Origin of the sequence: Leptolyngbya sp. FACHB-711 (assembly GCF_014695615.1) — a bacterium.
Taxonomy (GTDB): domain Bacteria; phylum Cyanobacteriota; class Cyanobacteriia; order Elainellales; family Elainellaceae; genus Leptolyngbya_A.
This window is the reverse complement of sequence record NZ_JACJOR010000151.1, coordinates 1-23,789: the sequence shown is the minus strand read 5'-3', so window position 1 is coordinate 23,789 and position 23,789 is coordinate 1. Positions and strand designations below refer to the sequence as shown.

General features: G+C 47.4%; 20 protein-coding genes and 1 pseudogene. 17 read left to right on the top strand and 4 right to left on the bottom strand.

Annotation, left to right across the window (positions count from 1 at the left end; translation table 11 throughout):
* Positions 1-17 precede the first annotated feature (17 nt).
* The 4 genes from H6F80_RS05155 to H6F80_RS05140 all read left to right on the top strand — a co-directional run bounded on the left by H6F80_RS05155 (position 18) and on the right by H6F80_RS05140 (position 5,769).
* On the top strand, positions 18-578 hold the full coding sequence (locus tag H6F80_RS05155) for a Uma2 family endonuclease (protein ID WP_190790526.1): 561 nt from the start codon (positions 18-20) through the stop codon (positions 576-578).
* A gap of 35 nt (positions 579-613) precedes the next feature.
* Positions 614-1,225: a Uma2 family endonuclease gene (locus H6F80_RS05150; protein ID WP_190790525.1), complete on the top strand. Its 612-nt coding sequence runs from the start codon at positions 614-616 to the stop codon at positions 1,223-1,225.
* Between the two features lie 604 nt (positions 1,226-1,829).
* Positions 1,830-4,982, top strand: a complete 3,153-nt coding sequence (locus tag H6F80_RS05145; protein ID WP_190790524.1) for a plasmid replication protein, CyRepA1 family — start codon at positions 1,830-1,832, stop codon at positions 4,980-4,982.
* A gap of 175 nt (positions 4,983-5,157) precedes the next feature.
* Positions 5,158-5,769 carry a Uma2 family endonuclease gene (locus tag H6F80_RS05140; protein WP_190790523.1) on the top strand — a complete coding sequence of 204 codons (612 nt, stop codon included), beginning with the start codon at positions 5,158-5,160 and terminating at the stop codon, positions 5,767-5,769.
* Positions 5,770-5,805: 36 nt separating this feature from the next.
* Here H6F80_RS05140 and H6F80_RS05135 read toward each other — a convergent pair whose 3' ends face one another.
* Together H6F80_RS05135 and H6F80_RS05130 are read right to left on the bottom strand one after the other, a co-directional pair.
* Positions 5,806-6,726, bottom strand: coding sequence for a ParB/RepB/Spo0J family partition protein (locus tag H6F80_RS05135; protein ID WP_347277827.1), 921 nt, complete (start codon positions 6,724-6,726; stop codon positions 5,806-5,808).
* A complete protein-coding gene (locus tag H6F80_RS05130) occupies positions 6,726-7,478 on the bottom strand; it encodes an AAA family ATPase (RefSeq protein ID WP_190790522.1) in 753 nt (250 codons plus the stop codon). Before H6F80_RS05130 ends, H6F80_RS05135 begins: the two co-directional genes overlap by 1 nt.
* A 60-nt stretch (positions 7,479-7,538) precedes the next feature.
* On the opposite strand from H6F80_RS05130, the gene H6F80_RS05125 reads away from it, so the two are divergent.
* The 9 genes and pseudogenes from H6F80_RS05125 to H6F80_RS05090 all read left to right on the top strand — a co-directional run bounded on the left by H6F80_RS05125 (position 7,539) and on the right by H6F80_RS05090 (position 17,001).
* The gene (locus H6F80_RS05125) at positions 7,539-7,898 is read left to right on the top strand and encodes a GIY-YIG nuclease family protein (RefSeq protein ID WP_190790521.1); all 360 of its coding nucleotides are present in this window, start codon (positions 7,539-7,541) and stop codon (positions 7,896-7,898) included.
* An 18-nt stretch (positions 7,899-7,916) separates the two neighbouring features.
* The gene (locus H6F80_RS05120) at positions 7,917-8,336 is read left to right on the top strand and encodes a hypothetical protein (RefSeq protein WP_190790520.1); all 420 of its coding nucleotides are present in this window, start codon (positions 7,917-7,919) and stop codon (positions 8,334-8,336) included.
* 143 nt (positions 8,337-8,479) lie between these two features.
* A pseudogene (locus H6F80_RS30615) lies at positions 8,480-8,698 on the top strand (transposase); the annotation flags it as partial.
* Positions 8,699-8,743: 45 nt separating this feature from the next.
* Entirely contained in the window at positions 8,744-8,941 is a 198-nt protein-coding gene (locus H6F80_RS30610; RefSeq protein ID WP_347277828.1) for a hypothetical protein, read from the top strand.
* 1,207 nt (positions 8,942-10,148) lie between these two features.
* The gene (locus tag H6F80_RS05110; protein WP_242067171.1) at positions 10,149-10,916 is read left to right on the top strand and encodes a glycosyltransferase; all 768 of its coding nucleotides are present in this window, start codon (positions 10,149-10,151) and stop codon (positions 10,914-10,916) included.
* 50 nt (positions 10,917-10,966) lie between these two features.
* Complete coding sequence (locus H6F80_RS05105) at positions 10,967-13,465, top strand: hypothetical protein (protein ID WP_190790519.1); 2,499 nt, start codon at positions 10,967-10,969, stop codon at positions 13,463-13,465.
* Positions 13,466-14,394: 929 nt separating this feature from the next.
* Positions 14,395-14,580 (top strand): PD-(D/E)XK nuclease domain-containing protein, encoded by a 186-nt coding sequence (locus H6F80_RS30605; protein ID WP_199296390.1) that lies wholly within the window; start codon positions 14,395-14,397, stop codon positions 14,578-14,580.
* 190 nt (positions 14,581-14,770) lie between these two features.
* Positions 14,771-16,204 (top strand): serine/threonine-protein kinase, encoded by a 1,434-nt coding sequence (locus tag H6F80_RS05095; RefSeq protein WP_190790518.1) that lies wholly within the window; start codon positions 14,771-14,773, stop codon positions 16,202-16,204.
* A 287-nt stretch (positions 16,205-16,491) separates the two neighbouring features.
* On the top strand, positions 16,492-17,001 hold the full coding sequence (locus H6F80_RS05090; protein WP_190790517.1) for an SLATT domain-containing protein: 510 nt from the start codon (positions 16,492-16,494) through the stop codon (positions 16,999-17,001).
* A 253-nt stretch (positions 17,002-17,254) separates the two neighbouring features.
* On the opposite strand, the gene H6F80_RS05085 is transcribed toward H6F80_RS05090, so the two are convergent.
* Both H6F80_RS05085 and H6F80_RS05080 read right to left on the bottom strand, forming a co-directional pair.
* A complete protein-coding gene (locus H6F80_RS05085) occupies positions 17,255-18,220 on the bottom strand; it encodes an integron integrase (protein WP_190790516.1) in 966 nt (321 codons plus the stop codon).
* 336 nt (positions 18,221-18,556) lie between these two features.
* On the bottom strand, positions 18,557-19,495 hold the full coding sequence (locus H6F80_RS05080) for a Dam family site-specific DNA-(adenine-N6)-methyltransferase (RefSeq protein ID WP_199296389.1): 939 nt from the start codon (positions 19,493-19,495) through the stop codon (positions 18,557-18,559).
* Positions 19,496-19,603: 108 nt separating this feature from the next.
* Here H6F80_RS05080 and H6F80_RS05075 point away from each other — a divergent pair, with 108 nt between their 5' ends.
* From H6F80_RS05075 to H6F80_RS05060, 4 genes are all read left to right on the top strand, one after another.
* A complete protein-coding gene (locus tag H6F80_RS05075; RefSeq protein WP_199296388.1) occupies positions 19,604-20,458 on the top strand; it encodes a DUF7687 domain-containing protein in 855 nt (284 codons plus the stop codon).
* 205 nt (positions 20,459-20,663) lie between these two features.
* Positions 20,664-22,040, top strand: coding sequence for a hypothetical protein (locus H6F80_RS05070; RefSeq protein ID WP_190790515.1), 1,377 nt, complete (start codon positions 20,664-20,666; stop codon positions 22,038-22,040).
* 258 nt (positions 22,041-22,298) lie between these two features.
* Positions 22,299-22,580, top strand: coding sequence for a hypothetical protein (locus tag H6F80_RS05065; protein WP_190790514.1), 282 nt, complete (start codon positions 22,299-22,301; stop codon positions 22,578-22,580).
* Between the two features lie 506 nt (positions 22,581-23,086).
* Positions 23,087-23,692, top strand: coding sequence for a recombinase family protein (locus H6F80_RS05060; RefSeq protein WP_190790513.1), 606 nt, complete (start codon positions 23,087-23,089; stop codon positions 23,690-23,692).
* Positions 23,693-23,789: the final 97 nt, after the last annotated feature.

Sequence of the window (23,789 nt, the reverse complement as noted above, 5' to 3'; positions counted from 1 at the left end):
GAATTGGGAAGAGATGTATGGCGTTAACACTGCGGGACTTGGAAAAGCTGCAAACGGAGCATCCTGACTGGCAGATGGAACTGGTGGGAGGGGAGATTATCATCATGAGTCCATCCGGGCTAGAGTCGGACGAGGTTGCCCTAGAAATCGGTCGCCAGCTTGCCAACTGGGTCAGACCGCGCCGATTGGGTCGAGTGATTGGCTCCAGTGGGGGTTATGTTCTGCCTAACTCCGATGAGGATGTTCGCGCCCCTGATGCTTCATTTATCAAGGCAGAGCGTTTGAAACGTCCGACCCAAGACTTTGCTCAACTCGTCCCTGACCTTAGCTTCGAGGTCAAGTCCAAGACCGATTCAACACCCAAGTTGAGACAGAAGATTCAGGAATTTATTGAGTTAGGCACATCCGTTGGCGTTCTGGTCGATCCCAGAAGCCGAACACTGGAAGTGTACCGTCCTGGTATTAAAAGAGTTGAGGACGCTGAAATCCTGAAGGATGGGGACGTTTTAACCGTTCCAGAACTTCTACCAGGATGGGAACTTCTGGTTGCTGAAATCTGGGCACCTGAGTTTGAGTGATAGGAGCGAACACTACGTGGAGCGAAGCTAACGCCATGACACAAGCAGTAGTTCGACCGAGAGTAAGCTTTGAAGAATACGTTGACATCTGCGCTCAAACTGACGAGCGTTACGAACTGGTGCAGGGGGAACTGCATCGCATGAACCCTCCAACCATGCTGCACTACCGAATTGCGAAGTTTTTAGAACGAATTTTAGACCAGGCAATTGAAGCGCATTTAGATCCAGAAGAATGGGAAACCGTGAGGGAGCCAGGGCAACGAACAGAAGTTGCCTCATCTCGCCTGCCCGATGTTGCGATCGTGTCTAGAGCAGAAGCTGAGCGATTGCTGCATCAGACGGCTGTATTTCAAACCCCCAGTCTTCTCGTTGTGGAGATTGTTAGCCCCAGTTCAGCCAGTGAGGACTATGACAGAAAGCTGAAAGAGTATGAGGCGTTAGGAGTGCAGGAATACTGGGTGATTGATTACGAAGGCTTAGGTGCAGCCAAATATATTGGGTTCCCCAAGTCTCCTACTCTCACAATCTATGCTTTGGTGAATGGCAAGTATGAGGCTCAGCAGTTTCGGGACGACGAGCCAATCGAGTCTGCCGTCTTCGGACGGCTAGATTTGACCGCTGAGCAAGTTTTTACAGCAAAAAAGTGAGGGTGAACACTACGTGGAGCGAAGCTAACGCCATGACTATCACCCCAACAAAATGAACTGACTGCACCAGAAGCGATGAACGACTCCAAGCTGTGCAGTAGATATAGCCCCTAACCCTGCCGACTTGGAGATATCAATTTTCTCTCAAACGCCGATCGGATCTATACTTTGCAAATTAGTCGCCCTCAACCCGATCGGTCGAGCGCCACTAGAGACCAAGTTTGTCCATCTAGCCAAGGAGGTGAAATTAGCGAACCAATGCTCAAACAAATAAGAACCAGTAGCAGAAAGGCAAAAACCACTGGTTAAGGAGGGGCCAATCTCTAACACCAGCGGTTTTTAGTTCTTAAACGGTCTATTTGGTTTTTCATAGGTCCCCCTGGGGGGTTGAATCGCTGAAAAAGTAAGTCTTTCAGCGGCGGGGATTTTTTGTCTAAAAATCACCCAGACTTGAGACAAAGATAGCACACTGTCTGATCGGTGCGCCAATTGTTGCTGCAATTTTTCTCAAGCCTGCCGGGGACCCGCTTCAACCTTCACTCCCTAAGTCACAGGAGAACCTGCAAATCAAGCAACACATTCACTAAAGAGTAAGAACATCACTATGAATATTTCATCGATTGGGACGAGGGCATCCTCGTCTCCACAGGGTTTTGCATCTCAAAATTTGTCATTAGGGAGATCTGAAGAAGACGGCACAAAGCCTCAACCTTCCATTTCTTTAGAACAGTTTCGTACAGCGATCGCACAAGAGTTCATTCACGGCAGCGCGATCGACCCAGTCCTGTTTTCTGCCACGGTGCGAGTCGTGCCCGACCTCATTTATGAGCGGGGGGAAGTGCTGGAAACACCCATCCATGACGCGCTGAATTGGAAATACACTCGCTTCTGGATTAATAAACCGATCGCAACGGTCGCGGCACTACTGCTGAATGAGGACTACTCCTGCTGGCAAGCAAAGCTCGGTCAGCCTAGGGTGGACCCGAAAGGGAAGGTCTGCAAGTATGAAACCCCGGTTGGCAATGGTTCAAGAGCCTTTTTGCCCGACCTTCCACCCGCCATCCGCCAAAGAATCGCCGATCGCTACCGCGTAGAAGTGCCCCTAGACGGCTCATTCTGGGATTGGCTGACTGACCATCCTGAACTGCCGATCGTCTGGACGGAAGGCGGCAAGAAAGCCCTCGCTCTCCTCAGCCTGGGCTATGTGGCGATCGCGCTTTACGGTGTAAACGGCGGTTATTCCAAGGATGCGCTTGGCGATCGATTCTTGATTGCCGATGTCCTGCGCTTCTGTCGGACGGGCAGACCGCATGTGCTGGCATTCGACCAGGACGCGGAGGATAAAACGCGGCAGCGGGTGAATGTCGCTTTGTCTCGCTTTGGCGGACTGCTGCATCAAACGAATGGAACCGTAGCGATCGCTCAGTGGAGCGGTAAGGACGGCAAGGGCATTGATGACCTGATTGTAAGTTGCGGCGCTGAAGCCTGGGAAAAAGCGAATGCTGAAGCACTCTCACTGGAACACTGGCGCATCTGGCAGCAGTTATCCCAGCAGCTAACCTGGACGCCTGCCATCCGGCTCCAGACCGCTGACTTGTCTACCCTGGACCTGCAACGCCTCCCGGCTGAGGGCATGATCGCCCTGTGCAGCCCCAAGGGAACGGGAAAGACGAAGTGGATTGCGGGTCAGGTCGAGGGATTGGAGAAAGTCCTTTCGGCAGGACATCGACGATCGCTGCAACGTTCCCTCAGTCAACGCTTGAAGCTCGACTATATTGGCGACCTGGACAAAGCGAATGGGGAATTCATCTCTGGCTCTGCTTACACCCTCCGCGTCAGCTTTGTCGTCGATTCCCTGCTGGCAATCGATCCTGAGAAGTTCAAGGGCTGCGACTTGGTGATTGACGAAGTGGTGCAGGTGATTCGTCACCTGCTGACCTCCAGCACCTGCGCGAAAGACGGTAAACGTCCTGCACTGCTGGCACGATTCCGGCAGTTGATTCGCGTTGCCCGCCGCGTCATTGTCGCTGATGCAGATTTGGATAACGCGACGCTGTACTATCTCAAAGCCTTGAGGGAAGATGCCCATCCTGTCTTCCTGATTCGCAACGATTACCAGCCGCAGGGGTATGCGGTTCGAATGCTTGACTGTCCAGATCGCACTGCAATCACGGCAGACTTGTTGGAAGACATCGACACGCTGGAAGCCGGAAAAGTTATGTTTGTCGCGACGGACAGCCGGGCAACCTCTAAAGCACTGGCAAGGACGATCCAGCAGCAGTTTCCAGGGTTGCGCGTGCTAGTGATCAACTCCGATACCTCTGGCGGAGAGTTGGAGCGAGCCTTCATTCAGAGTCCAGACTCCGTGCTGGAGCGGGGTGAGTTTGATGTCGTGATCTGCTCTCCCTCCCTGTCTACCGGGGTCAGCATCGAAACGCAGGGCATTATTGACAGAGTCTATGGCATCTTCGGTGGCGTGAGTTCCACCGATGCCGATATGGCACAGGCATTAGGACGAGTCAGGGAGCCGGTGGAGCGGGTCGTTTGGTGTGCGAAACGAGGCAGCAACTATAGTAAAGCGTCCCGGTCTACCAATTCTCTAGAGCTAAAAGCCCATCTGCGAAGCCGCACCTCCGCCACCGTAAGCTTAATTCGCTCATCTCTGCGGGAAGATGTCCCAGACCTCAAAAATTATGACTGGCAGGCTGATCCCCACCTCGATCTTTACTGTCGCATTGCCGCCACTCAGAATCGATCGATGCTGCACCTGCGAGAGGCATTAATCGTGCGGCTCCGCTTTGAGGGGAACCAAGTGGCGATCGAGAACCGAGAATCCAATGGGGGCATTGGAGAGCGGCTGAAGATTACCCGTGATGAGCTCCGGCAATTAGACGCGGAGAGTATTGTGGCAGCCGATGACCTGACAATCAGCGAAGTGCTGCAACTGGAAGCTCAAGAGAGCATTTCCCCCGAGCAGCAGCGGGCGATCGCCAAGTTTTACCTGAAGGAGTTCTACTGCCTGGAGGAGCTAACGGTTGAGGATGTGTTGGCAGATAAAGAGGGGCGGCGGCGGGGGGAACTGCGGAGCCTGGAGGAATTGCTGTATCCGGGAGTGGCGATCGATCGCACAGTGAAGGCACTGGAGAATCAGCTGAAGTGGAATCAATCGCTGTGCCCGTGGGATATCTCTAGTGCTGAGCTACGTCGAGCCTTACGAGAGCAGCTGGGATTAAGCGATTTTCTGAACCCGGACAAAGAATGGACGAAGTATGACCTCACCCCTTATGCAGACAGAGTAAGGGAATGGGCAGCCCAGATTAAGCAAGCTCTGAGTCTCACGGTTACGGAAAAAATGAGCGATGTACAAATCGTTCATCAACTGTTGTCGCAATTAGGGGTAAAGGTTGAGTTTCGCTGGTCAAGATCGATGCCGGGGCATGAGGGCGAGAAATTAAGAGTTTACCGATTGCATCAACTTGCTTGGCAGGAGGCGATCGCTATTTTGGAGCAGAGAAAGGCAAAACGGGATCGGGCAACATGCTCTGGATCTTCCCTTCCTTTTCAAACAAAAGAAGGAACAGGAGATCCACTTTTATCTAGCTCCTGTCCTTCAAAAGAATGGTTATCCCAAAAGGTGCTTGATGATGTGCGGCAATTGTGGCAGGAGGCTGACTCGATCGAAGCCCAGGAGGAGTTGAGGAAAGTTATTCCGATTGATGTGTGGAGGAGGGCAATGACCCCAGTTCCTGTCCCTTAGTAGTTTGGACAGTAGCTGAGAACTATTCCTGTGAATTCAGAGGTAGCAACAAACTCCCCTCAATTTGTGCAAACCTAAGCAAGGCAAACAATGACCAGCTAAACCTGCCGGGAGTAGGATAGGGCGATCGTTCTCTCACCTACAATCAAAATAGAGCGATAGCAGAGGTAGCAGGATGATTGCCGACCCCAAAAGTCAGCTAATGGCTCCCGAAGCGTATTTAGAGTGGGAAGACCAACACCCCTTCCGACACGAATACCTTCGCGGTATTGCCTATGCCATGACGGGGGGCTCGGTTCCCCATAATGACATTGCCCTCAACTTGTACCGTATTCTCTATCCTCACCTGCGATCGAGAGGCTGTCGGGTCAACGTTGCTGACGTTAAAGTGCAAGTCTCCGATAATGGCCCCTACTTCTACCCCGATGTTGTCGTCAGTTGCGATGAGCGCGATCGACGCGCCCTCAAACTCATTCAATCGCCTTGCCTGATCGTTGAGATTCTTTCTCCTGGAACCACAGGCTTCGATCGTGGAGATAAATTCCGAGCTTACCGCCGACTCACAACCCTACAAGAATACGTCCTGATCGACTCTGAAACCCGTAACGTTGACTGCTACCGTCGCAACGATCAAGGGAAATGGGAACTGACCGCTTACCCACTCGATGAAGCCCCAGAAGAAAGCGATCCCGAAGTTCACTTCACCAGCATCGATTTTCGTTGCCCACTGTCCGCAATATACGAGGACATCGACTTTCCCGAACCATCGCTCAACCTACCGCAATAGCTCAGACGAAAGGTTCGCTCCTAACCGACTGTTCCCCTAGCTCTCAGCAGTCAACCTATCTAACTCATCCAACAGCTTCGTAATCCGATCGCGTTTCTTGCGATCGCTCCAGATCTCACCCTTTTGCAACCGCTTACCAATCTCGCTCAACCGCTGGGCAGCAATTTTCTCAGGCGGCTGCTCTAACTCAGGCTTAATTTCTTTGACCCGTGCCTTGATCTCACTCAACGGCAAATTCTCACCGATCGCCTGCTCCAGCAAATCACGCCGCTGGTCTTCATCCTTGACCCGTGCGATCGCCCGTGCTTTCGTGAACTCAAGCTTCCCTTGCCTGAGAACATCCAGCACATCCTCTGGCAGATTGAGCAGGGGAAGTCGGTTGACCCGGAAGGATTCAGCACTAAACCCACCGACCGTAGAGAGCAATGATTCGATCGTTTCAAGCTGACGAATAACGTTATCCGTCAAATCCTGCCCTCGCTTTTTGGCATTAGCAGCCCGATTCAGAACTGCTACCACCTCATCGGTTGTAACGTCGAGGTCGATCGCCATCAGCTGCAACAGCCCCTCGGTTTCATCCATCGAGTTCAGGTCATCCCGTTGCAGGTTTTCGATCAGCGCGACCTGTAACGCCTGGCGATCGTTAAACTCCCGAACAACCACCGGAACTTCCTTCAGCCCCACTTCCTTAGCAGCCCGATACCGTCGCTCTCCAGCGATCAGTTCATAGCCGTCCTCCAGCGGACGAACCAGAAGCGGTTCCAGAATTCCATGCTCTTTCACAGACTGAGTTAACTGCGCCAGCTTCTCCGGGTCGAAATATCGCCGGGGCTGACGCTTCGGCAGCACAATTTTACGAATCGGAACGGTGCTGACTGAAGACCCCTCTTCAACCTCAATGCTGAAGAGGTCGGTTACGCCCCGCATCTGGGGAACTTGAGGACGCTTGCTAGACACTACAGATCCTCCATGCCTTGGGCAATTTCATTCAGCACCTTCAGAGATGGGTGCTTGGGGGCATAGACTGCCAGCGGTTGCCGCGCCATTGCCGCATCTGCAAACGCCGTCGCACGAGGAATCGGAGAGAAAACAGGGGCAAGGTGCGATAGCTGTTCTCGCAACGCGTCCAGGATTGCTTTGTCCTGGCTGGCATTGTTATAGATCGTGGGGACAATCCCTGCGATCGCCAGTTTTCGGTTCAGGTGCTTTCTCACCTTCTTGATCGTATCCAGCAACAGTTCAGTCCCCTTGAACGCCTTAAAGTGGGTCTGAATTGGAATTAAAACATGAGTGGACGCCGTTAAAGCCAGAATGCTCAGGACACCTAAACTAGGAGGACAATCGATCAAGACGAAATCATAGTTTGCCAATTCCGGTTCTAACGCTTCCTTCAGCCGCAACTCCCTTGCCATGACGGATGCCAGTTGCAGTTCAGCCGCACTCAGCGTAATGTTGGCAGGAGCGAGGCTCATCTTGTGCAAATCTTGCTGAATCGGTAGTCTACCCTCTTCATCGAGAATTGCATTCGTAATCGTCTCCTCTAACTCATGCGGCTCCAGCCCCATGAAGGTGGTAAGCGACGCCTGGGGATCAACATCGACCAGCAAGACGCGATGCCTACGCAGTGCCAGGTGGTAGCCCAAATTCATTGTCACCGTCGTTTTACAAACACCACCTGCTTGATTAAAAATAGCAATGACTTTAGGCACGACTTAAGGTGTAGCGACAAGCTTAGTTTATCCGTTAGATACGACTTCTGAACAAGTTTGATGGACGATTATCCCGACTATTTAGTGGATGAGGCACTGCGCCTTCTCGACCTCCTGCGTAACAATCCATTCGAGAATGACGCACCCCTAACCCGACAATTTAAGGATCTCCCTGGCCGCCCTGGCATCTATGCCGTGAAACATTGCAGCTTAGGAATTTTGTACATCGGCAGAAGCACCAACATCCGGGCACGCCTCCGAGGAGGACACAAGGCACTGGGCTGGGCATTTATCGATCGCCTCGACCCTGGTGACGTGCGGGTTGCTTGCACCACGCTTACCTTCCAGTGGAATCGAGTATCATATGAACTAGAGCAAATCATGATTAAGCGCGTCCAACCGCCCTACAGCGATCGTTAGCATCAGAGGACTAGGCAGATGCAGACGGCAGATTCAACTCAAAAAGCAACGCTCCTCAGTTACTTCCCTGAGCGGATTCAAGCTGCGCTCAAAGCCTATGCTGCTGAAGTTGCCCTGTCTCCCGAGGCTGTCGTTGAGTTGGCGATCGGCTATTTCCTGGAGTCAGCCGACATCAACGTTGACACCGGCGATCAGGACGCACCAAGCATTCCTTCGCATCAAACCGTACTGGCTCATCTCCCCCTTCCCCTTCAAAAAGGCATTGAGCAATACGCAGCCGAGATTGAGTTTCCACCAGAAGCTGTCGTCGAGCTAGCCGTTACCTTCCTCCTCGACCCCGATGCCACCAGCTTTGAAGACTGCCAGATCGGTGTTCAGAGGGAACAGGTCTACCTGCTCCAGCAATATCGTGAAGCCCATCAAGCCGAAGCAGCGTAGGTTTGTCGATGCTACATCATCTAGCTGGAGTGTAAAGCAAATCCTGGTTTATTTTACTAGCGGCATGGAAATAGTCTATGACTCCAGAAAACAAAGCTAGGAGGCATTTTCGCTAAATTTTATATGTCTCATAATGACTCGGTTTGACGAGTTTTGAGACAAGACTTCTGCATAGACAAGTAGGCTTAGACGCAAAGCGCTTTCCCAGTGCTAAACACTTTTGTTCTTGGTTGGAATTATGTCCAGGGACACGGATTACCGGGGGAAAGCCACTTAGTTCTCAGACTCGCTCGGTCGTCAATCGGGCAGCAAACGCTTTTCGTCTGGCGGCTCAAGCCGTTAGCCACAGTCGCTCAGCTTTGGGAGCATTTTATCGGCGCTTGCGGTCTTGCTTAGGAGCACCTAAGGTGCTCACGGCAACGGTTCACAAGATCGCTCGTCTGTTTTACAAGCTATGGTCTACAGATGGAATCTATACTGACCCTGGAGAAAACTATTACGAGCAAAAATACCGAGAACGGCTCGTTAAACACTTGAAGAAAACAGCCCAGTCTCTCGGCTTTGAAGTTGTGCCCCAATCCTCTATTGTCCAAAGTGTTTCTTGAGAGCCTGCAAAGTATGGGAAAAGCTTCAAATAATGAAGTGAGACCGCTGTAAGCAGTTGATCTATAAGTTTGATTAACTATATTTCTTAGTATTAGAAGCGCAATTATTGCAGTAGTATCCACTGCATTTGGCATGAAGAAGCTAAACATTTTATTGTTGCATATTAACCTAAACTATCCAATTAGATTTCTTATTAGAAAATAAGTTTAGCCCAACAACACAAACTCCGAAATTAGAAAGGGCTATTAAGGTCTCTTAGTGCAGTTGCTGAAGTTATCGTCCAGGAGGTGTCTAGTGAGGTCAGTGTTTGAAGAGGATTGGTAGGCGATCTCCTCTATCCAGCTAATAGGCATTGTTGGAGCGGACTGAGCCAATTCTCCTTAGTGTATTAAGAATGCTTGCAGCCGCTCAATTTCGTCGTTAGACTGCTAGACCTAGGTTGAGTCGGTACAGCAGAAAAATCTGTGGGTGTATCTGACTTTTCCCTGACCTTTCCCCTACCATTGTCCGACTGACAAAGTAGGTGTAAGGCAATTAAGTTAGATACGAGTCTTCCTACGCAAATCCCTAATGTCTGTTAGGTGACAAACATAAGAGGGTGCAATTCAATCAATTATTGATGTCGCTGAAGTTAATGGTGGAATGCGATCGCTAATAGTTCAAGTTTTTTATGAAAACATGAAAATCCGACGTAACATTCTGTTTAGTCTCTTTACAGTTTCAGTAACTCTTGTAATCGCTATTTCAAGCTTTACTTGGAAATCTTTACCAGCAAAGGCTTTTCATCCATGTCCACCATTTCATAGAGCTAGACATCCCTTTGGTGGACTTCCTGTCTGTGTGCCAACACCTCCCGCAGGTAACATTCCAACTAATCCACGCGAGTTATCTGTATAGGAGCAGTCAGGAAGCATTCTCAAGTAAAAATACTTACAGCGATTTTCAGGGTAGTAAGCCATAGGTGTAGTCTCAAACAGTTGCTTTCTCCGGCAAAATTTGTGGCTTGTTCGAGCAGCAACTGCTGTAAGAATCTTAGGTTGGGAAGTAGTAGCGGATTGTTATGGGGTGCGATCGGTATGTTCTATATGCCATCTAGCAACTTAGAAAAGTATGAACTTCTCGTAAAATTACTAGGATTTCGGCTAGATTCAAGTAGCATAAACTCACGCGTTATGCGTAAATTTTGAATAAAAATCACAATGAATAATGGTGATTCCTGTTGTTTCGGTTGTTATGACTGTCTATAACCGAGAGCTTTATCTTGCAAAAGCAATTGAAAGTGTTTTATCACAGACTAGAAAAGATTTTGAATTATTGGTTTGGGATGATGGTTCTACTGATAGATCCATAACTATCGCTCAAAGCTATGCTAAGCAAGATAAACGAATTCGAGTAATTCTGGCGGAGCATCAGGGACAAGGACAGGCTCTAAAAGCAGCATTTGCGGCAGCGCGCGGAATCTACATCGGGCAAGTTGATAGTGATGACTTTTTAGCACCAACAGCACTGGAGGAAACGGCAGCACTTCTAGATGTCTACCCACAAGTGGGGTTAGTCTATACCGATTATGTGGTCATTGATGAGAAGGGTTGGATATTAGGAGAAGGGGAAAGATGTCAGATTCCCTATTCCAAAGATCGGCTCCTTATTGATTTCATGATTTTTCACTTTCGTATGATCCGCCGCTCTGCATACGAACAAGTTGGGGGGATTGACGAGTCATTTGAATCTATTGAAGATTATGAGCTTTGTTTAAGGCTTTCTGAGGCGGCAGAAATCCAGCACCTTAAAAAAGCTCTTTATTACTATCGCACTCACAATGATAATCTTTCACTTAACAAGCAAGTCGATCAAATTTTTCTATCGCACACAGCAATCAAGCAAGCACTTCAACGCAGAGGCTTATCGGATCAATTTGAGAGCCATCTACACATCATAGGAAAGTTTTCCTTACGAAAAATCGGAAGTGATTAAGTCTAGTCTTTTGTCAGCTTACTCAAGCATTATCCATCTCAACTAAATTTATGGCTTATCAACCAATTTTTAATAGCAAAGAGCAGATGTTCAGTGGCTTAAACAGCTACCTGGATAGATTAGGCAGTGCGTTTTCAAGCCAAGTTTTACAGTCTAAACTACCATTTATTGGTAATCAAATAAGAAGTTCCTCAGTCGGCAGTTTTTTTAGTCGGATTAGAAGTAGTCTCCAAAGTCAAATCCAAGTATACCCTGGAGATTTTGGCTATGGTGAAGATGTAGCAGATGTTCTCTTCAAAGCTTGGGGCAATACACCTGGCGGTCTTGGTGTTCTTCAAGATTTAAATGGCGATAATACCATTACAGTTGCAGACATTCAGATCGATGATCAAACATTCTCCACTGGAGAAGGATATGGGGGCTATGTTGACTTCAAATTAAGACTAAGTCAATCGTCTACATTCACTACAGCACTTACAAGCGATTTAGGGCTTCCTGAATTAGGGTTAGAACTAAATGGTAATAATAATGTTGAGATTGATTATAGTTTTGATCTGAACTTTGGTTATGAACTGAGTGGAACAGGTTACACTGGCAATTCAACCTTCTATGCAGAGACCAAAGATTCTAAAGACATTTCAATCAATGTAAAAGCAAATCCCAGTATACCGGGAGTAGGTAAGCTTGGAATTTTGCCAATTCAAGCAACTAATCAGGGCAGTACCCTAGAAGCTAGTTTTTCTACCAACATAAAAGACTCTGCTGACGCTGATACAAGGTTATCAATAACAGAACTTCTGGGTTTGAGCGATGACAACTTGATTGACACAAGTCTTGCAGGACGCGCAGATCTCAAAGTAAATCTAGCGACTAATTTTCCAAGCCAAGCCAAGTTTCCCTCGTTAAGTACAGACTTTCGAATTGATTGGTCACTCAACAGTAGCGAACTTAATCCGGGACAACCGCAGACCTTAGGTGGAGTCCCCAGAGTTGAGTTTCGGGATGTGAAATTAGATATGGGGTCATTCATGGGAAATTTCCTGTCCCCAATCTTACAGCGAGTGAATGATGTCACTCAACCTATTCGCTCAATTACCGATAAACTGACAACACCGATCGCTCCTCTCTCAAAGCTGTTAAAGCGTGATGTTAACTTCTTTGACATTGCCGAAATTATTGGTAAGGCTGATCCAGACTTTAAGCTAGATTTAGGCTTTATTAAAGCGGCAGCCAATCTCATTTCCTTGGCAGGCAGTTTGCCAAATGCAAATGGAACTTTTCTCAACTTCGGCAACTTAGTTCTGGAGGGAGTTGATGTTCGCTCCCCAAGTTTCAACTTATCGAGTTTTAACCCTGTGGGAGGAAGTATCTCCTACACCGGAAGTAACGGCAGTGCGGTGAAGAGCTTCGTCGATTCGCTTCAGAGTGGGAAATCAGGAGTCGGCACTGTTGGATTGCCGATTTTAACAGATACTACAGCAGCCTTTAAGCTCCTGCTAGGCAACCCAAATGTAACGCTCATTGACTATCAAATGCCAACCCTGAACGTGAATGTAACGGGGGGACAAACCATTTATGTCATTGGTCCTGTTGGAGTTCGATTTGAAGGTACTATTGGTGCAAACGTCAACCTTAAGGTTGGGTTTGATACAGCAGGGTTGTTTAGATACAGTACGAGCAACAATGTTGCTGATATTTTTGAGAATGGATTCTTCCTCGATTCCAGAGTCGCTCCCCTCACAATCAATGCAGGAGTCAGTGCAGGTCCGGCGATCGATTTAAGCGCATTGGCAAGGGTCACAGTTCAGGGCGGTCTTGTTGGCACGATTGACTTTAATTGGCGGGATGACAAAAATCCCAATGACCCCAACAAAGTACGATTAAGCGAGCTATCTACAAACTTGGGTTCCTTCAATATGTTCAGCGTGTCCGGGCAACTGGACGCTGCCATGAAATTCAGTGCATTTGTTATTGGACTTGGTTCTTACGAACTACCGCTTGGTGCTGTTGCCCTATATCCTTCTGGTGCAACTCCAAGGGCTTTTTCTCAGAAGAGCCAAAATCGGTTGCCTAGAGGAGTTGAAAAACTCCTTAACTTACCACAATCGGTCAAGCAAGCAGCATCCAAACTGGGTGTTGAAGCAGCTAAGAGAGTATTTGGGCCTAAAACCGGTCCCAGATTAGTTGGTGCGCTAAGCAAGCTTGACCCAACTCGATCCAGACTAGTAAGGAAGTCCGGGATACTCGATTTGGCGACAGGGAATCCTGCGGCTGGTGCGAACCTGCTTGTTAAACATGGTCCAGCAGCGATCGATGTATTGGCTAAATCGAATGCAGGAAAACGAGTGGCAAAGGCTGCCAAAGCTGCAGTATCCCAAGCTCCAAAAGTTGCAAAGCGGGCACAGAAGCAACTTAGTACAGCTATTAAGCAAACTGATAAAGCATTATCTTCAGCTAAAAAGACAGCACAAAAGCCTGCTCAGGTTGTTAAAAAAGCAGCCCCTGTTGTTCAACAGGTTTTCTCTCCTAGAAGCTGGAGTAGATGGTAGAAAAGTTTACTCTTTCTGACAAATCGATTGCTTCCATGCTTGTGCAGTAAGATCTGTACACATTGTCTGAGCGATCGCTCAAATGGCATACGGGCTGCTTGCCATTTGAGCGTGATTGAGGCTTTGAAGTAGAGTAAGGTCACTATAAGGCGCGGTATAACAACGCAGTGGAGCGGACGGAATAAAGGTTTTGGGCGTTTTGGGCTTCGTTTCAATCATATCTGCCGCCGCTCACTTTAGCCGTTCATCAATCGTCTCATGCCATGAGTTTGAGAAGCGTCTATCGCATCACTGTTTTTATTCCACCAGACAGCGTTCCTGCTCTTCAGTCAGCGCTTCAGAAGACTGGGGTTCTCAGCTACGGAAACTACTCGGATGTCCTCTGGATGTCCTCGCCCGGTAAGGAGTCGTTCATACCTCTTCCTGGGTCAACTCCATCTCTGGGCACAGAGAGCGAAGCGACTACCTCATCCTCTGTCCAAGTAGTCTTCTCTGTCGCGCGAGAAGAGGCTGTCCTTGGCTCGGTAATCGATGCCATTCGGTCCGCTCATCCCTGGGAAGAGCCCGTTGTTTATATCGATGAGACCTTGGCTTTGAGTAGTCGTAGCTGACATGGTAGTTTTTGGACAACAAGAGCCGGCTGAGCTTTGGACGCGGAGCAGCCTCGCCGGAGCGGCAAATGTTAACCCTTCCAGAAATGATTAGGTTCGACAATCGTGAACTCCCTTGTATTTCTGCATCGGACGACTGGTGATTGTTTCTACGATCGCGTTCGGGAAGTTTTAGTATCTGTTTTTGGCAAAGTGCCAATTTAGGGTGTGCCAGTTGCAAGTGTAAAAGAAAGGACCGTTTGGTTAACAATGGGCTTGAAATGTTTTTCAGCTATAGTAGGCTGAAGAAGGAGCACCAAGTTCTACTGGCAATAATTCATGCATGAATTTCTTGTTGAAGCAGGAACAGACAGTCATAGAAGTCGAGAAATCTGTAACTTCCTCAGAGCTAAGGAGCTAGGGGAACAACTAATTGTTGATATTAAACTTTATCGCACTCATCCTAATTGTCCAACGTTAATATACTTCGTTTATGATTCAGAAGGTCAAATCATAAATTTATGAGGATTGAAAATGATTTAAGTAGAGAGCAAGAAGGGTTAATTGTTAAAGTAATCATTGCTCCTAAGTAGGTGTAAAGTCTAACAAACCCAAAGTGCTGGGGCTTCGGAGTTACTATTTGCTAGTTGAAGCCATTTGAGTCCGGTAATTGCGAATGTTAGGTCGCACCCAACCACACCATAATAACTTCACGATGACACACCAGCAGACTACACTAGACGCATTCGACCTCGTGGAGGAGCTAGGCGAAGGAGCAACCGGAATTGTCTACCGCGCCGTTGCCCGCGATGGGTGGAAGGAAGAGTTCCCAGACCAACACTACGCGTTGAAGCGGTACAAGCCATCGCTCTTCCTTCACAGCGATGCGCAATCGCGCCTGCAGCGCGAGGCATCGCTTCTAGCACGGATTCAACATCTGAACGTTGTGCGGCTTCACGGCTTATACGCGCTTGAGCAGGATCCGTTCAGCGTGTACGAGTTCTTTGAGGCGACTGATATCACCAGAGCCAAGATCGACGATCAGATGATTCTCCAAGTGGCTGCCGATCTCGCCAATGCATTACTTCACATCCACGCAGCGGAGGTGCTGCATCGTGATGTGAAACCAGAGAACGTGCTCTATGATGGGCATACTACTAAGCTCTGCGACTTTGGAGTAGCGCGCGCTTCTACAGACGCTACAATGACACGCGATGGGCAGTTTCTTGGGACAATTCGGTATGCGCCACCCGAGTATCTGTTCGACGGTCAGTATACCGAGGCATCTGATTATTGGGGTCTCGGGCAAGTGCTTTACTTTGCCTTTGAGGGATACAGCTGTGTTCCAAACCTCCCGCACTTTTCACAGCAAGTGGAGGCTGTACGTCGCTTCCGTTTTAAGGGTTTACATAAATCACGTACGCTGTGGTGCAGGCAGTCCTTCCAAACGATCGTAGGTAGCCTTCTTGATCCCGACCCAGAGAAGCGCTTCATCCGTGGCGACCTTCTGATTGCGCTAGCAGCGCTTCCGTCCAGGAGTTGTGCGGAGGCGGATGCCATTGCGGAGTACTTCGCCCTACAGATGTGGAATATTACGCATGCTGAACTCTCGCTTGAAGCATTCGTACAGGAACTTCCAGATGCTCTCTCCCTGAGTGATGCTGTAGTAGGCGAGTTTAGGAGCCGGATTGAACCCCTGGTACGCTCATCCCCTTTAAGAGAGGATCATTCACTGGTTCGGGAGGTGCTGAGTTGGAGCTCCGCGAGGGATCAAGCACGGCTAACCGCAGTGGTTGCAGCTTGCGCTACAAGCAATAATGAGGGAGCAGAGTATATTCTTAGTCAAGTGTTTGAGTTTCCAGCTGATTTGAACATCAAGGATACTGAAGGGAGCTGCCTGTCAATTGCAGCTGCCCTAGGGCTCGTGGCAATCAGCAAGCTCAGAGGATGCAGGGTGTCTCAGAGACAACTCTTGCTGAGCTACTTACATCGTAGTTCGTGCGCACGCTGGAATTTCCGCCAGGCTATGATTGACAACGGTGATCCAGGAGACAATGACGCGTACGCCTTCTCCCATGCTGTGGATCAAGTCTTAGAGTCGCTTCTAAAGGAGGGTCCGTGGAGTAGTAACAACGATGTGCCCGAGTGACCTCGATGCGAATGTTGGGGTGTCGCTGGTAAAGGAGTTAGGCAACGGAGTGCACTCCGTGCTGCGTGACTAATAATGCGTTAAAGCTGACAAAGCTATCTAGTCCTCAATCGAGAGTATGTTGGTGTTAACAGTAATACCCTCTTATACAAAGCTTTTCCATATTCTCTATAGATTTAATTCAACATCTTAAATTTAGAAAACCTTAATGAAATGCTTGATAAATTTGTAGCTATAGAATGAATCTACTTAAATTACTGATGAAATAGGAAGCATTTTGACTAGAAATGAGCACATCTACTGAAGAGCTACTTGAAGCTTGGTATCGTCGTTTGCGGGAATCGCAATTCTCTCATTATGAAGCAGCCAAGGCATTTGAACGTATGAACTATTGGTTAGGAATACCATCTGTTATGCTCTCAACTGTGCTTGGAACTTCGATTTTTGCTACTATTGGCGAATCTGTTAACACTAATGTCCAAATACTCTTTGGTTTAGTAAGTGTCGTAGCTGCTGTTCTTACAGGCTTGCAAACTTTTCTCAGATTCTCTGAGAGATCTGAGAAGCATCGTGCTATTGCAGCAAGATATGGTTCATTACGTCGTGAGATAGAAGAGCTTTCAGCTGTAGGGGAAAACTTTACGAGAGAAATGATTACACCACTGCGTGAATCAATAGATAGATTAGCAGAAGAGGCACCAAATGTTCCTGAAAGAATTTGGATGAAAACCCAAAAAGCGTTAGGTGACAATAATGCTAGTTTTCCAAGCAGAAGCAAACCATCAAAGCGAGGTTAGGTATGCAGTCTGGTAATTCAATTTACAGTGTGACAGTTAGGACTCTATCGTAAACGCTGGTTTAGTTTACTATCGGCATGAGGATAGTCAATAACTCTAGAAAACAAAGCTGGAAGGCGTTTCCGCTAAATTTTATATGTCTCAGAATGGCTCGGTTCGACGAGTTTTGAGACAAAATTCCTATACGAATATGCTCATTTTCTTGCCGACAGAACGGCTGTTGAGCGAACGTTGCTCCTTCACAAACTGGAAGTCATGAATCGAGCGGACTTTTCACGCCTCGCCCACCTCGATTCAGCACATGGGTGTAAATCATCGTTGTCTTCACATCCTTGTGCCCCAGAAGCTCCTGAACGGTCCGAATATCATACCCGTCCTGCAAAAGGTGGGTCGCAAAACTATGGCGAAACGTGTGACACCCCACTCGCTTCTGGATTCCTGCCGCTCTTGTAGCTTGCTTCACTGCTTTCTGCACACTGCTCTCATGCAGGTGGTGCCGACAACGCAGCCCGCTTCGAGGGTCAAGTGGAATCCCCACCGAGGGAAAGATAAATTGCCACACCCACTCCCGCCCCGCATTGGGATATTTTCGCTCCAAGGCGTAAGGCAACTGCACCAGCCCATACCCCCGCTCCAGGTCTTGCTGATGTAATCGTTTGAGCCGTCGCAGCTGTCCTTGTAGGGGCTCGATCGTGCAACCCGGCAGCATTGTCACTCGGCTCTCATTGCCCTTGGCATCTCGAACCACAATTTGAGCTTGAGCGAAATCCAAGTCCTTGACTCGCAACTGTAAAGCCTCAGTGAGACGCAGTCCACTGCCATAAAGCAGTTGCGCGACCAGTTGCGGTACACCATTCATCTGATTGAGGATGGCGTGGGTCTCTGCTTTGGTTAACACAGTGGGCAGATATCGAGACGGCTTGGCTCGGACTGAGTTGATAGACTCATCCAACTCCTGTTGCAGAACCTCACGGTAAAGAAATAGTAAGGCACTGAATGCCTGATTTTGAGTCGAAGCAGCCACGCGTTCCTGGACTGCCAGATGGCTGAGAAACTGCTCGATTTCTGCTGCTCCCATTTCACTGGGATGGCGTTTGTTGTGGAAGAGGATGAAGCGCCGGATCCAAGCCACGTAGCTCTCCTCGGTGCGGTAGGAGTAGTGCTTCATGCGAATGACATCGCGGACTCGGTCGAGTAATTTTCGAGGTCGTGGTTCCATGCCAGCCCCCTGATTCTGTCTAATCCCGTTTTTGGGATCTTAGGCAGAATTAGAGGCGAAAACAGACCGAAGAAACGCTGAAGAATTCGGGCTAATGCCCAAAATCAGGGGTATTATACGGAAAAATTGTCGGGCTAATGTCCGATTTGGGGGATTAGGCAGAATTGATTCGGGCTAATTACCTCTATGGGGTAGATAGCCCGAATTAATTCCGTCTAATAACGAGTTAGACTGCGGGGCTATTGGTGGAGACAGCTTTTGAAGCCCATCTGTTTCTTAGAGAATCTTTAGTTATCCCAAAACACAAAATTAGGGGTGGTTGGTAGATAAATAAGATCAGTAGGTCAATAAAAGCCTATCTAGAACAATTTCTTCTTCAAGAGTTTTACCATTCATTTGAAAACGTTTTAGCATTGAACGTCCACAATTCACAAAAATTTCTCGCTCAAAAAGATGCTCTGGAATAGGAAGATTACACAAAAAATTACCAGACTTCTTAGTGCCATCAATACTTAATGCAACATATACACCACGTTGCTTGCATTGTTGGATGGCATCAAAGAGATCTGAAAGTTCAAATTCCTGAGCACCATATAGGATAGATTGAGTAAACGTATAAGGAGGATCGCAATAAATTAAATCCCCTTTTTCTGCGACTTCCATAGCTAATTTATAGTCCTGGTGCAGAAAAGTGGTTCCTATAGTACGTTGATGCCATTCATCGACCCTTTGAGCAAAGGATGTAGGTGAGATAGGATCATGGACACCACAAGGAGTTGACATGTATCCATCTGCTTTCCGAAATCTTACAACCCCTCCATAACAGGATCTACTTAGAAATAGTAAGTCTGCTGCATTGGGGCAGTTGTTATAGCTTGCCTTAATCTTTTCGTATTCTTCTACTTTGTTGCCATTCTTCAAAGCAAGCCACCGCTGTTCATACCAAATTTTAAGAGCATCGGGGGATTGATGGAGAGTTTGCCATATTCCAATTAAAGGCTGGAAAACGTCAGACGCTACTGCTTTTCTCGGGGCGAGAGTTCCGAGTACTGCTCCACTACCTAGAAACGGCTCGTAATATGTATTAAAGCTTTCAGGAAAATAAGAAACGATTTCATGAGCAAAGCGTTGTTTATTCCCAATCCACTTCAGGAGTTGAGCTTTAAAGGGCTTTACTTGACAGGGAGCGCTACTGAGTAATGACAACTGTTGTAGCTGCATATCATATATTTTCAGCGGACAAATGACCGTACCATTCTTTTGGCTCGGAGTCAAGGAGTTGCGCCTCAGTCCTCAGCTTTAGGCTCACTGCAACTTAAAGGTCATGGATAAGATAATTGAAAAGAGATATTCAACTATTCCACGAATTATGACTTTTCTGCTATGAAAGCCAACTCACTCTTCCTAAATCAACCAAAATCTTTCTGGGCAAATGTCCGAACCATCAGCCAACATGTAGGCTACACACTACGTCAAAATGCTCAGATTAAAGTTCCAAACATAAATGAAATGTGTTCAGCAATGCGAGATCTTGGACTGGATTCTTCTCATATTGCTAGTGAACCAGGAATACCTACAGAATTTGGGGAACTGCTATCAGCGTACTATGAATACCGTGCTGAGGCATTAAACAATCATGTACAGCATAACTTGATGAATGTTTCAAGAGCGAGAGAAGTATTCACAGAACTGAAAGAATCTTTAACTCCATCGTGTCCTATTCCAATGAATAAACAGAAGGGAGAAAAGAAGGCTGAAGCATACTTCACAGGAATCATAAATATGATAATAGAAGCTCATGCTGAAGGATTGCCATGCGATTATGATCCTCGTGAACTAACCGCAATAACTTATAACAATACACCTCTACGCACTTTAGCAAGACGTGTTGATGGAGCTTTCCCTAGTACTATTAATCCCATAGCTATTTGGGAAATAAAAGAATATTATTACACTACTACTTTTGGGAGTCGAGTTGCTGATGGTGTTTATGAGAGCCTACTTGATGGCATGGAATTAGAAGAGCTTCGAGAACATGAAGATATAGATGTAAAGCATTATCTTATGGTTGATGATTCTAATACTTGGTGGAGGATGGGACGTTCCTACTTATGCCGAATCATCGACATGCTTCATATGGGCTATATTGATGAGGCTCTATTTGGTTATGAAGTAGTTGAAGAATTGCCGAAAATAGTTCAGGAATGGGTGCAGATTGCAAGAATGAGAGGTTGTTGAGTGTGGATAAAAGCAGTCTAACAACGCCCATGCACCCGACCGCCATAAGTTGTCTGTGAGTGTTCAAGTTCGTCTGCGGCAGGTGATGGGCAACGTTAGGCGGCTTCACTCTCAGCGGAGACACAGCCCGAAAATTCCTGGTCGGTACTCAATGTGAATCCATCACCTGCTGAAGCTAAAATGGAATATTTTTAAGGAGGTACTGATGCCTCATCTCCTCAACCAAAAGGATACAAAGCGCCAAGCCGTAATCGTCATTCATGGAATTGGCGAACAAATACCAATGACTACGTTACGCAATTTTGTTGAAAATGTTTTAGATGCAAAGCCAGGCTTTAACACTCCTCTTTACTACAGTAAACCTGATCCGTTCTCCAGAAGTTTTGAGTTGAGATGCTTGGCTACACCTGGTAATACCCGTCCAAGAACTGATTTCTTTGAATTTTACTGGCAACACTTGATACCCCAAGCTCAATGGTCAAAGATTTTTGATTGGGTTTGGTTCATAATGAATCGTGGTATCAAAACAATCCCGTATCAGTTTCGCAGCATTTGGTGGATTTTATGGATCGGAGTAGTAGCTCTTTGCATAATCACATTAGTTTCTTTAATATATGCTGGTTTTCACCCGCAGGAGAGGACTGAAACTCTTATCGAAATACCATTTGGTATTGCAGCAATCTGGTTGTTCCTACAGGGCTTGTTCCTATCCTATGTAGGCGATGCCGCAACTTATCTAAGAGCACACCCCAGAAACATTGCTGCACGCCATGAAATTCGATCGGCTGGAGTATCTCTACTAAATAGTTTACATAGAAGCCGTAAATACGATCGCATCATTGTTGTAGGTCACAGTCTCGGCAGCATCATTGGGTATGACATTTTGAACTTTGCTTGGCAACAATACTGTGATAAGCATGGGTATCCTGAAAGACCGCAGCGCGATAGTTTCAGGAAAGCTGAAACTATCGCTGTCTACATGCACAAAATGATTGATAACGGAAAAGAAATCCCAAAAGATCTGCGCGATGAGTGGATGGATTTAACAAAGAAGGTTGGACGGGAACTGCGGGCAAACAATCATTCTTGGCTAGTAACCAATTTTGTAACGCTTGGCAGCCCTCTCGCACATGCTGACCTCTTGCTGGCAAAAAACCGTAGAGATCTGAAGCAGAAGATTGAACAGCGAGAGCTACCCGTTTCACCTCCTGTTGTAAATCAAGGAGGAACCTTTGCTAAGGTAATCGATTATAAATTACCTGATGGTTCTCTCCGAACGACCTTTGTTCCCCACCACGCAGCCTGGACTGCTTGCGTCCGTTGGACTAATCTATATTTTCCGTGCCAATGGCTCCTTAAAGGTGACTTTGTGGGTGGTCCTCTATCACCATTGTTTGGTTCAGGTGTTCAGGATGTACCGGTCAGTACGAAGATTGGAGGTGGTTGGTTTTCACACACTTACTATTGGGCAAAAGATCAGAAGAATAACTGGGTGGAAAGCAATTCTATAAGAAACTTGAAGCTTGCTCTGGATTTGCAGGGTAAAGGATATAGACCAGCAGATCGGGAGGATCCGAAATGACAGCAATTGAAGTGGTTTTTCATTTATCTGGTCTTGTAATTGAAGGCGAGGATAGTGATTGCTCGTCCGTACGTTGGGTTAACGAAGGAAACCCAAAAACTTCTTAACCACTTACTTCATCCGCTTCAGCGATCGCCAGCTAACCCTTACGTGCACCGGGCGGACTGGCAACCTCCGGCTTCGATTCAATGTAATCTACCGCCGGTGACGCTCGCCGTTATACGGCTCGCGTGCGGCTTGGCTAGTAAGCTAAAGTTTATGACGTGGAAACCATATAACCCAACTTGGCTAGTTGAACTAGCAAAAGCGCAAATGCCAGAAGAGGCATGGTTGGTCGATGCTTTGTCTCAATGCACATCATATTTGCAAAGTGGTCACGCCTATATTCATTTTATTGACCCAACGGCTTCAAACAAGCCTGGTTCACAATGGCAATTCGAGCGCAACATCTTGCTGTATGACAAGTACGAAGGCGAACTGGTGCTTGATATTCTTGAAGGCAATCGAGTTGGCGGAGTTGAATTTCTCAACCGTCTCTAATTTGGCGGTAAGTTCCACTAACAAGCAGTACAACAAGGCGCTGCAACCGCTCCGGCTTCCGACCGCAGGTGAGTTTAGTCGTTAACCCTTCCAGAAATAATTAAATTCGACAGTGGTGGACTCCCTTGTATTTCTGCAACGGACAACTGATGAGAGTTTCTGCGATTGCAGCTAGGGAATTTTAGTATCTGTTTCTGGCAAAGTGACGATTTAGATGTGCCAGTTGGGTTTGTAAATAAAACGGCCCCAATAGAGGTATGGAAAAACGGGGGTGCACTTCAACGACAAAGGTGAACTTTCAGAGTCTCAAAACTCGTATCGAAATCAAAGTCTCAAAACTATTCTGCATCAACGAGTTTTGAGACTATTTCTCCTTAGGCATAAAAAATTGCGAAAACGACCGTTTGTGCAAATCTTTTCCGTCAACGTAAGAATAATTGTTTCAGTGTTGCATAAACCTATTGCAAAATCTGTTTCAATGGCAATAGATTTACGCAACGTTTTCTATGCTGATTGGCTATGCCCGAGTGTCACGTCAGGATGGTCAAGATACGGCTGTCCAAATTGAGGCACTTAAAGCGGCAGGAGTAGACCGAATTTTTGAGGAAAAGGCATCCGGGGGACGATGGGATCGTCCTCAGTTACATCGAGCCATCGAGCAATTGCGACCTGGAGATGTGTTTATTGTTTGGAAGCTCGATCGGCTCTCGCGATCGTTGAAGGATTTGCTCACCCTGCTGGAGAAGATTGATGCCATCGGCGCTGGGTTTCGCTCTTTGACTGAGGCAATTGATACAACGACTCCTGCCGGCCGCATGATGATGCAGATGGTGGGCAGCTTTGCCGAATTTGAACGAGCCATGATTCGAGAACGAACCAAAGCAGGACTGGCTGCAGCCAAGCGACAGGGACGGGTTGGTGGTCGTCGCTCTAAACTCACTCGTCAACAACAACAAGAAATTGTGGAAATGGTGACCAGTGAACGAAGGAGTGGGTCTGAGGCGGCTCGACTGTTCAATGTGCACCCCGCAACTGTGAGCCGACTTGTTGCAAAGAGTCGCCATAAGGAAGCAACGATCGACAGTTCAAACCAGTGTTACAGCAGTTTTTAGGTAATTAGCCCCTTTTCTATTAAGCTAACGAGTGGACAATCTATCAAGTTGGTGAAATGCCTGTCGCTTACTCAACGGATTTACGCACTCGTGTAAT

Excerpts from the sequence above, each read along its gene's own strand:
- H6F80_RS05120 (WP_190790520.1), top strand. The coding sequence starts at position 7,917 with ATGCAGACGGCAGATTCAACTCAAAAAGCAACGCTCCTCAGTTACTTC.
- H6F80_RS05060 (WP_190790513.1), top strand. The coding sequence starts at position 23,087 with ATGCTGATTGGCTATGCCCGAGTGTCACGTCAGGATGGTCAAGATACG.
- H6F80_RS05155 (WP_190790526.1), top strand. The coding sequence starts at position 18 with ATGGCGTTAACACTGCGGGACTTGGAAAAGCTGCAAACGGAGCATCCT.
- H6F80_RS05075 (WP_199296388.1), top strand. The coding sequence starts at position 19,604 with ATGAAAGCCAACTCACTCTTCCTAAATCAACCAAAATCTTTCTGGGCA.
- H6F80_RS05105 (WP_190790519.1), top strand. The coding sequence starts at position 10,967 with ATGGCTTATCAACCAATTTTTAATAGCAAAGAGCAGATGTTCAGTGGC.
- H6F80_RS05095 (WP_190790518.1), top strand. The coding sequence starts at position 14,771 with ATGACACACCAGCAGACTACACTAGACGCATTCGACCTCGTGGAGGAG.
- H6F80_RS30605 (WP_199296390.1), top strand. The coding sequence starts at position 14,395 with ATGCATGAATTTCTTGTTGAAGCAGGAACAGACAGTCATAGAAGTCGA.
- H6F80_RS05140 (WP_190790523.1), top strand. The coding sequence starts at position 5,158 with ATGATTGCCGACCCCAAAAGTCAGCTAATGGCTCCCGAAGCGTATTTA.
- H6F80_RS05110 (WP_242067171.1), top strand. The coding sequence starts at position 10,149 with ATGGTGATTCCTGTTGTTTCGGTTGTTATGACTGTCTATAACCGAGAG.
- H6F80_RS05125 (WP_190790521.1), top strand. The coding sequence starts at position 7,539 with ATGGACGATTATCCCGACTATTTAGTGGATGAGGCACTGCGCCTTCTC.
- H6F80_RS05065 (WP_190790514.1), top strand. The coding sequence starts at position 22,299 with ATGACGTGGAAACCATATAACCCAACTTGGCTAGTTGAACTAGCAAAA.
- H6F80_RS05090 (WP_190790517.1), top strand. The coding sequence starts at position 16,492 with ATGAGCACATCTACTGAAGAGCTACTTGAAGCTTGGTATCGTCGTTTG.
- H6F80_RS05085 (WP_190790516.1), bottom strand. The coding sequence starts at position 18,220 with ATGGAACCACGACCTCGAAAATTACTCGACCGAGTCCGCGATGTCATT.
- H6F80_RS05070 (WP_190790515.1), top strand. The coding sequence starts at position 20,664 with ATGCCTCATCTCCTCAACCAAAAGGATACAAAGCGCCAAGCCGTAATC.
- H6F80_RS05150 (WP_190790525.1), top strand. The coding sequence starts at position 614 with ATGACACAAGCAGTAGTTCGACCGAGAGTAAGCTTTGAAGAATACGTT.
- H6F80_RS05145 (WP_190790524.1), top strand. The coding sequence starts at position 1,830 with ATGAATATTTCATCGATTGGGACGAGGGCATCCTCGTCTCCACAGGGT.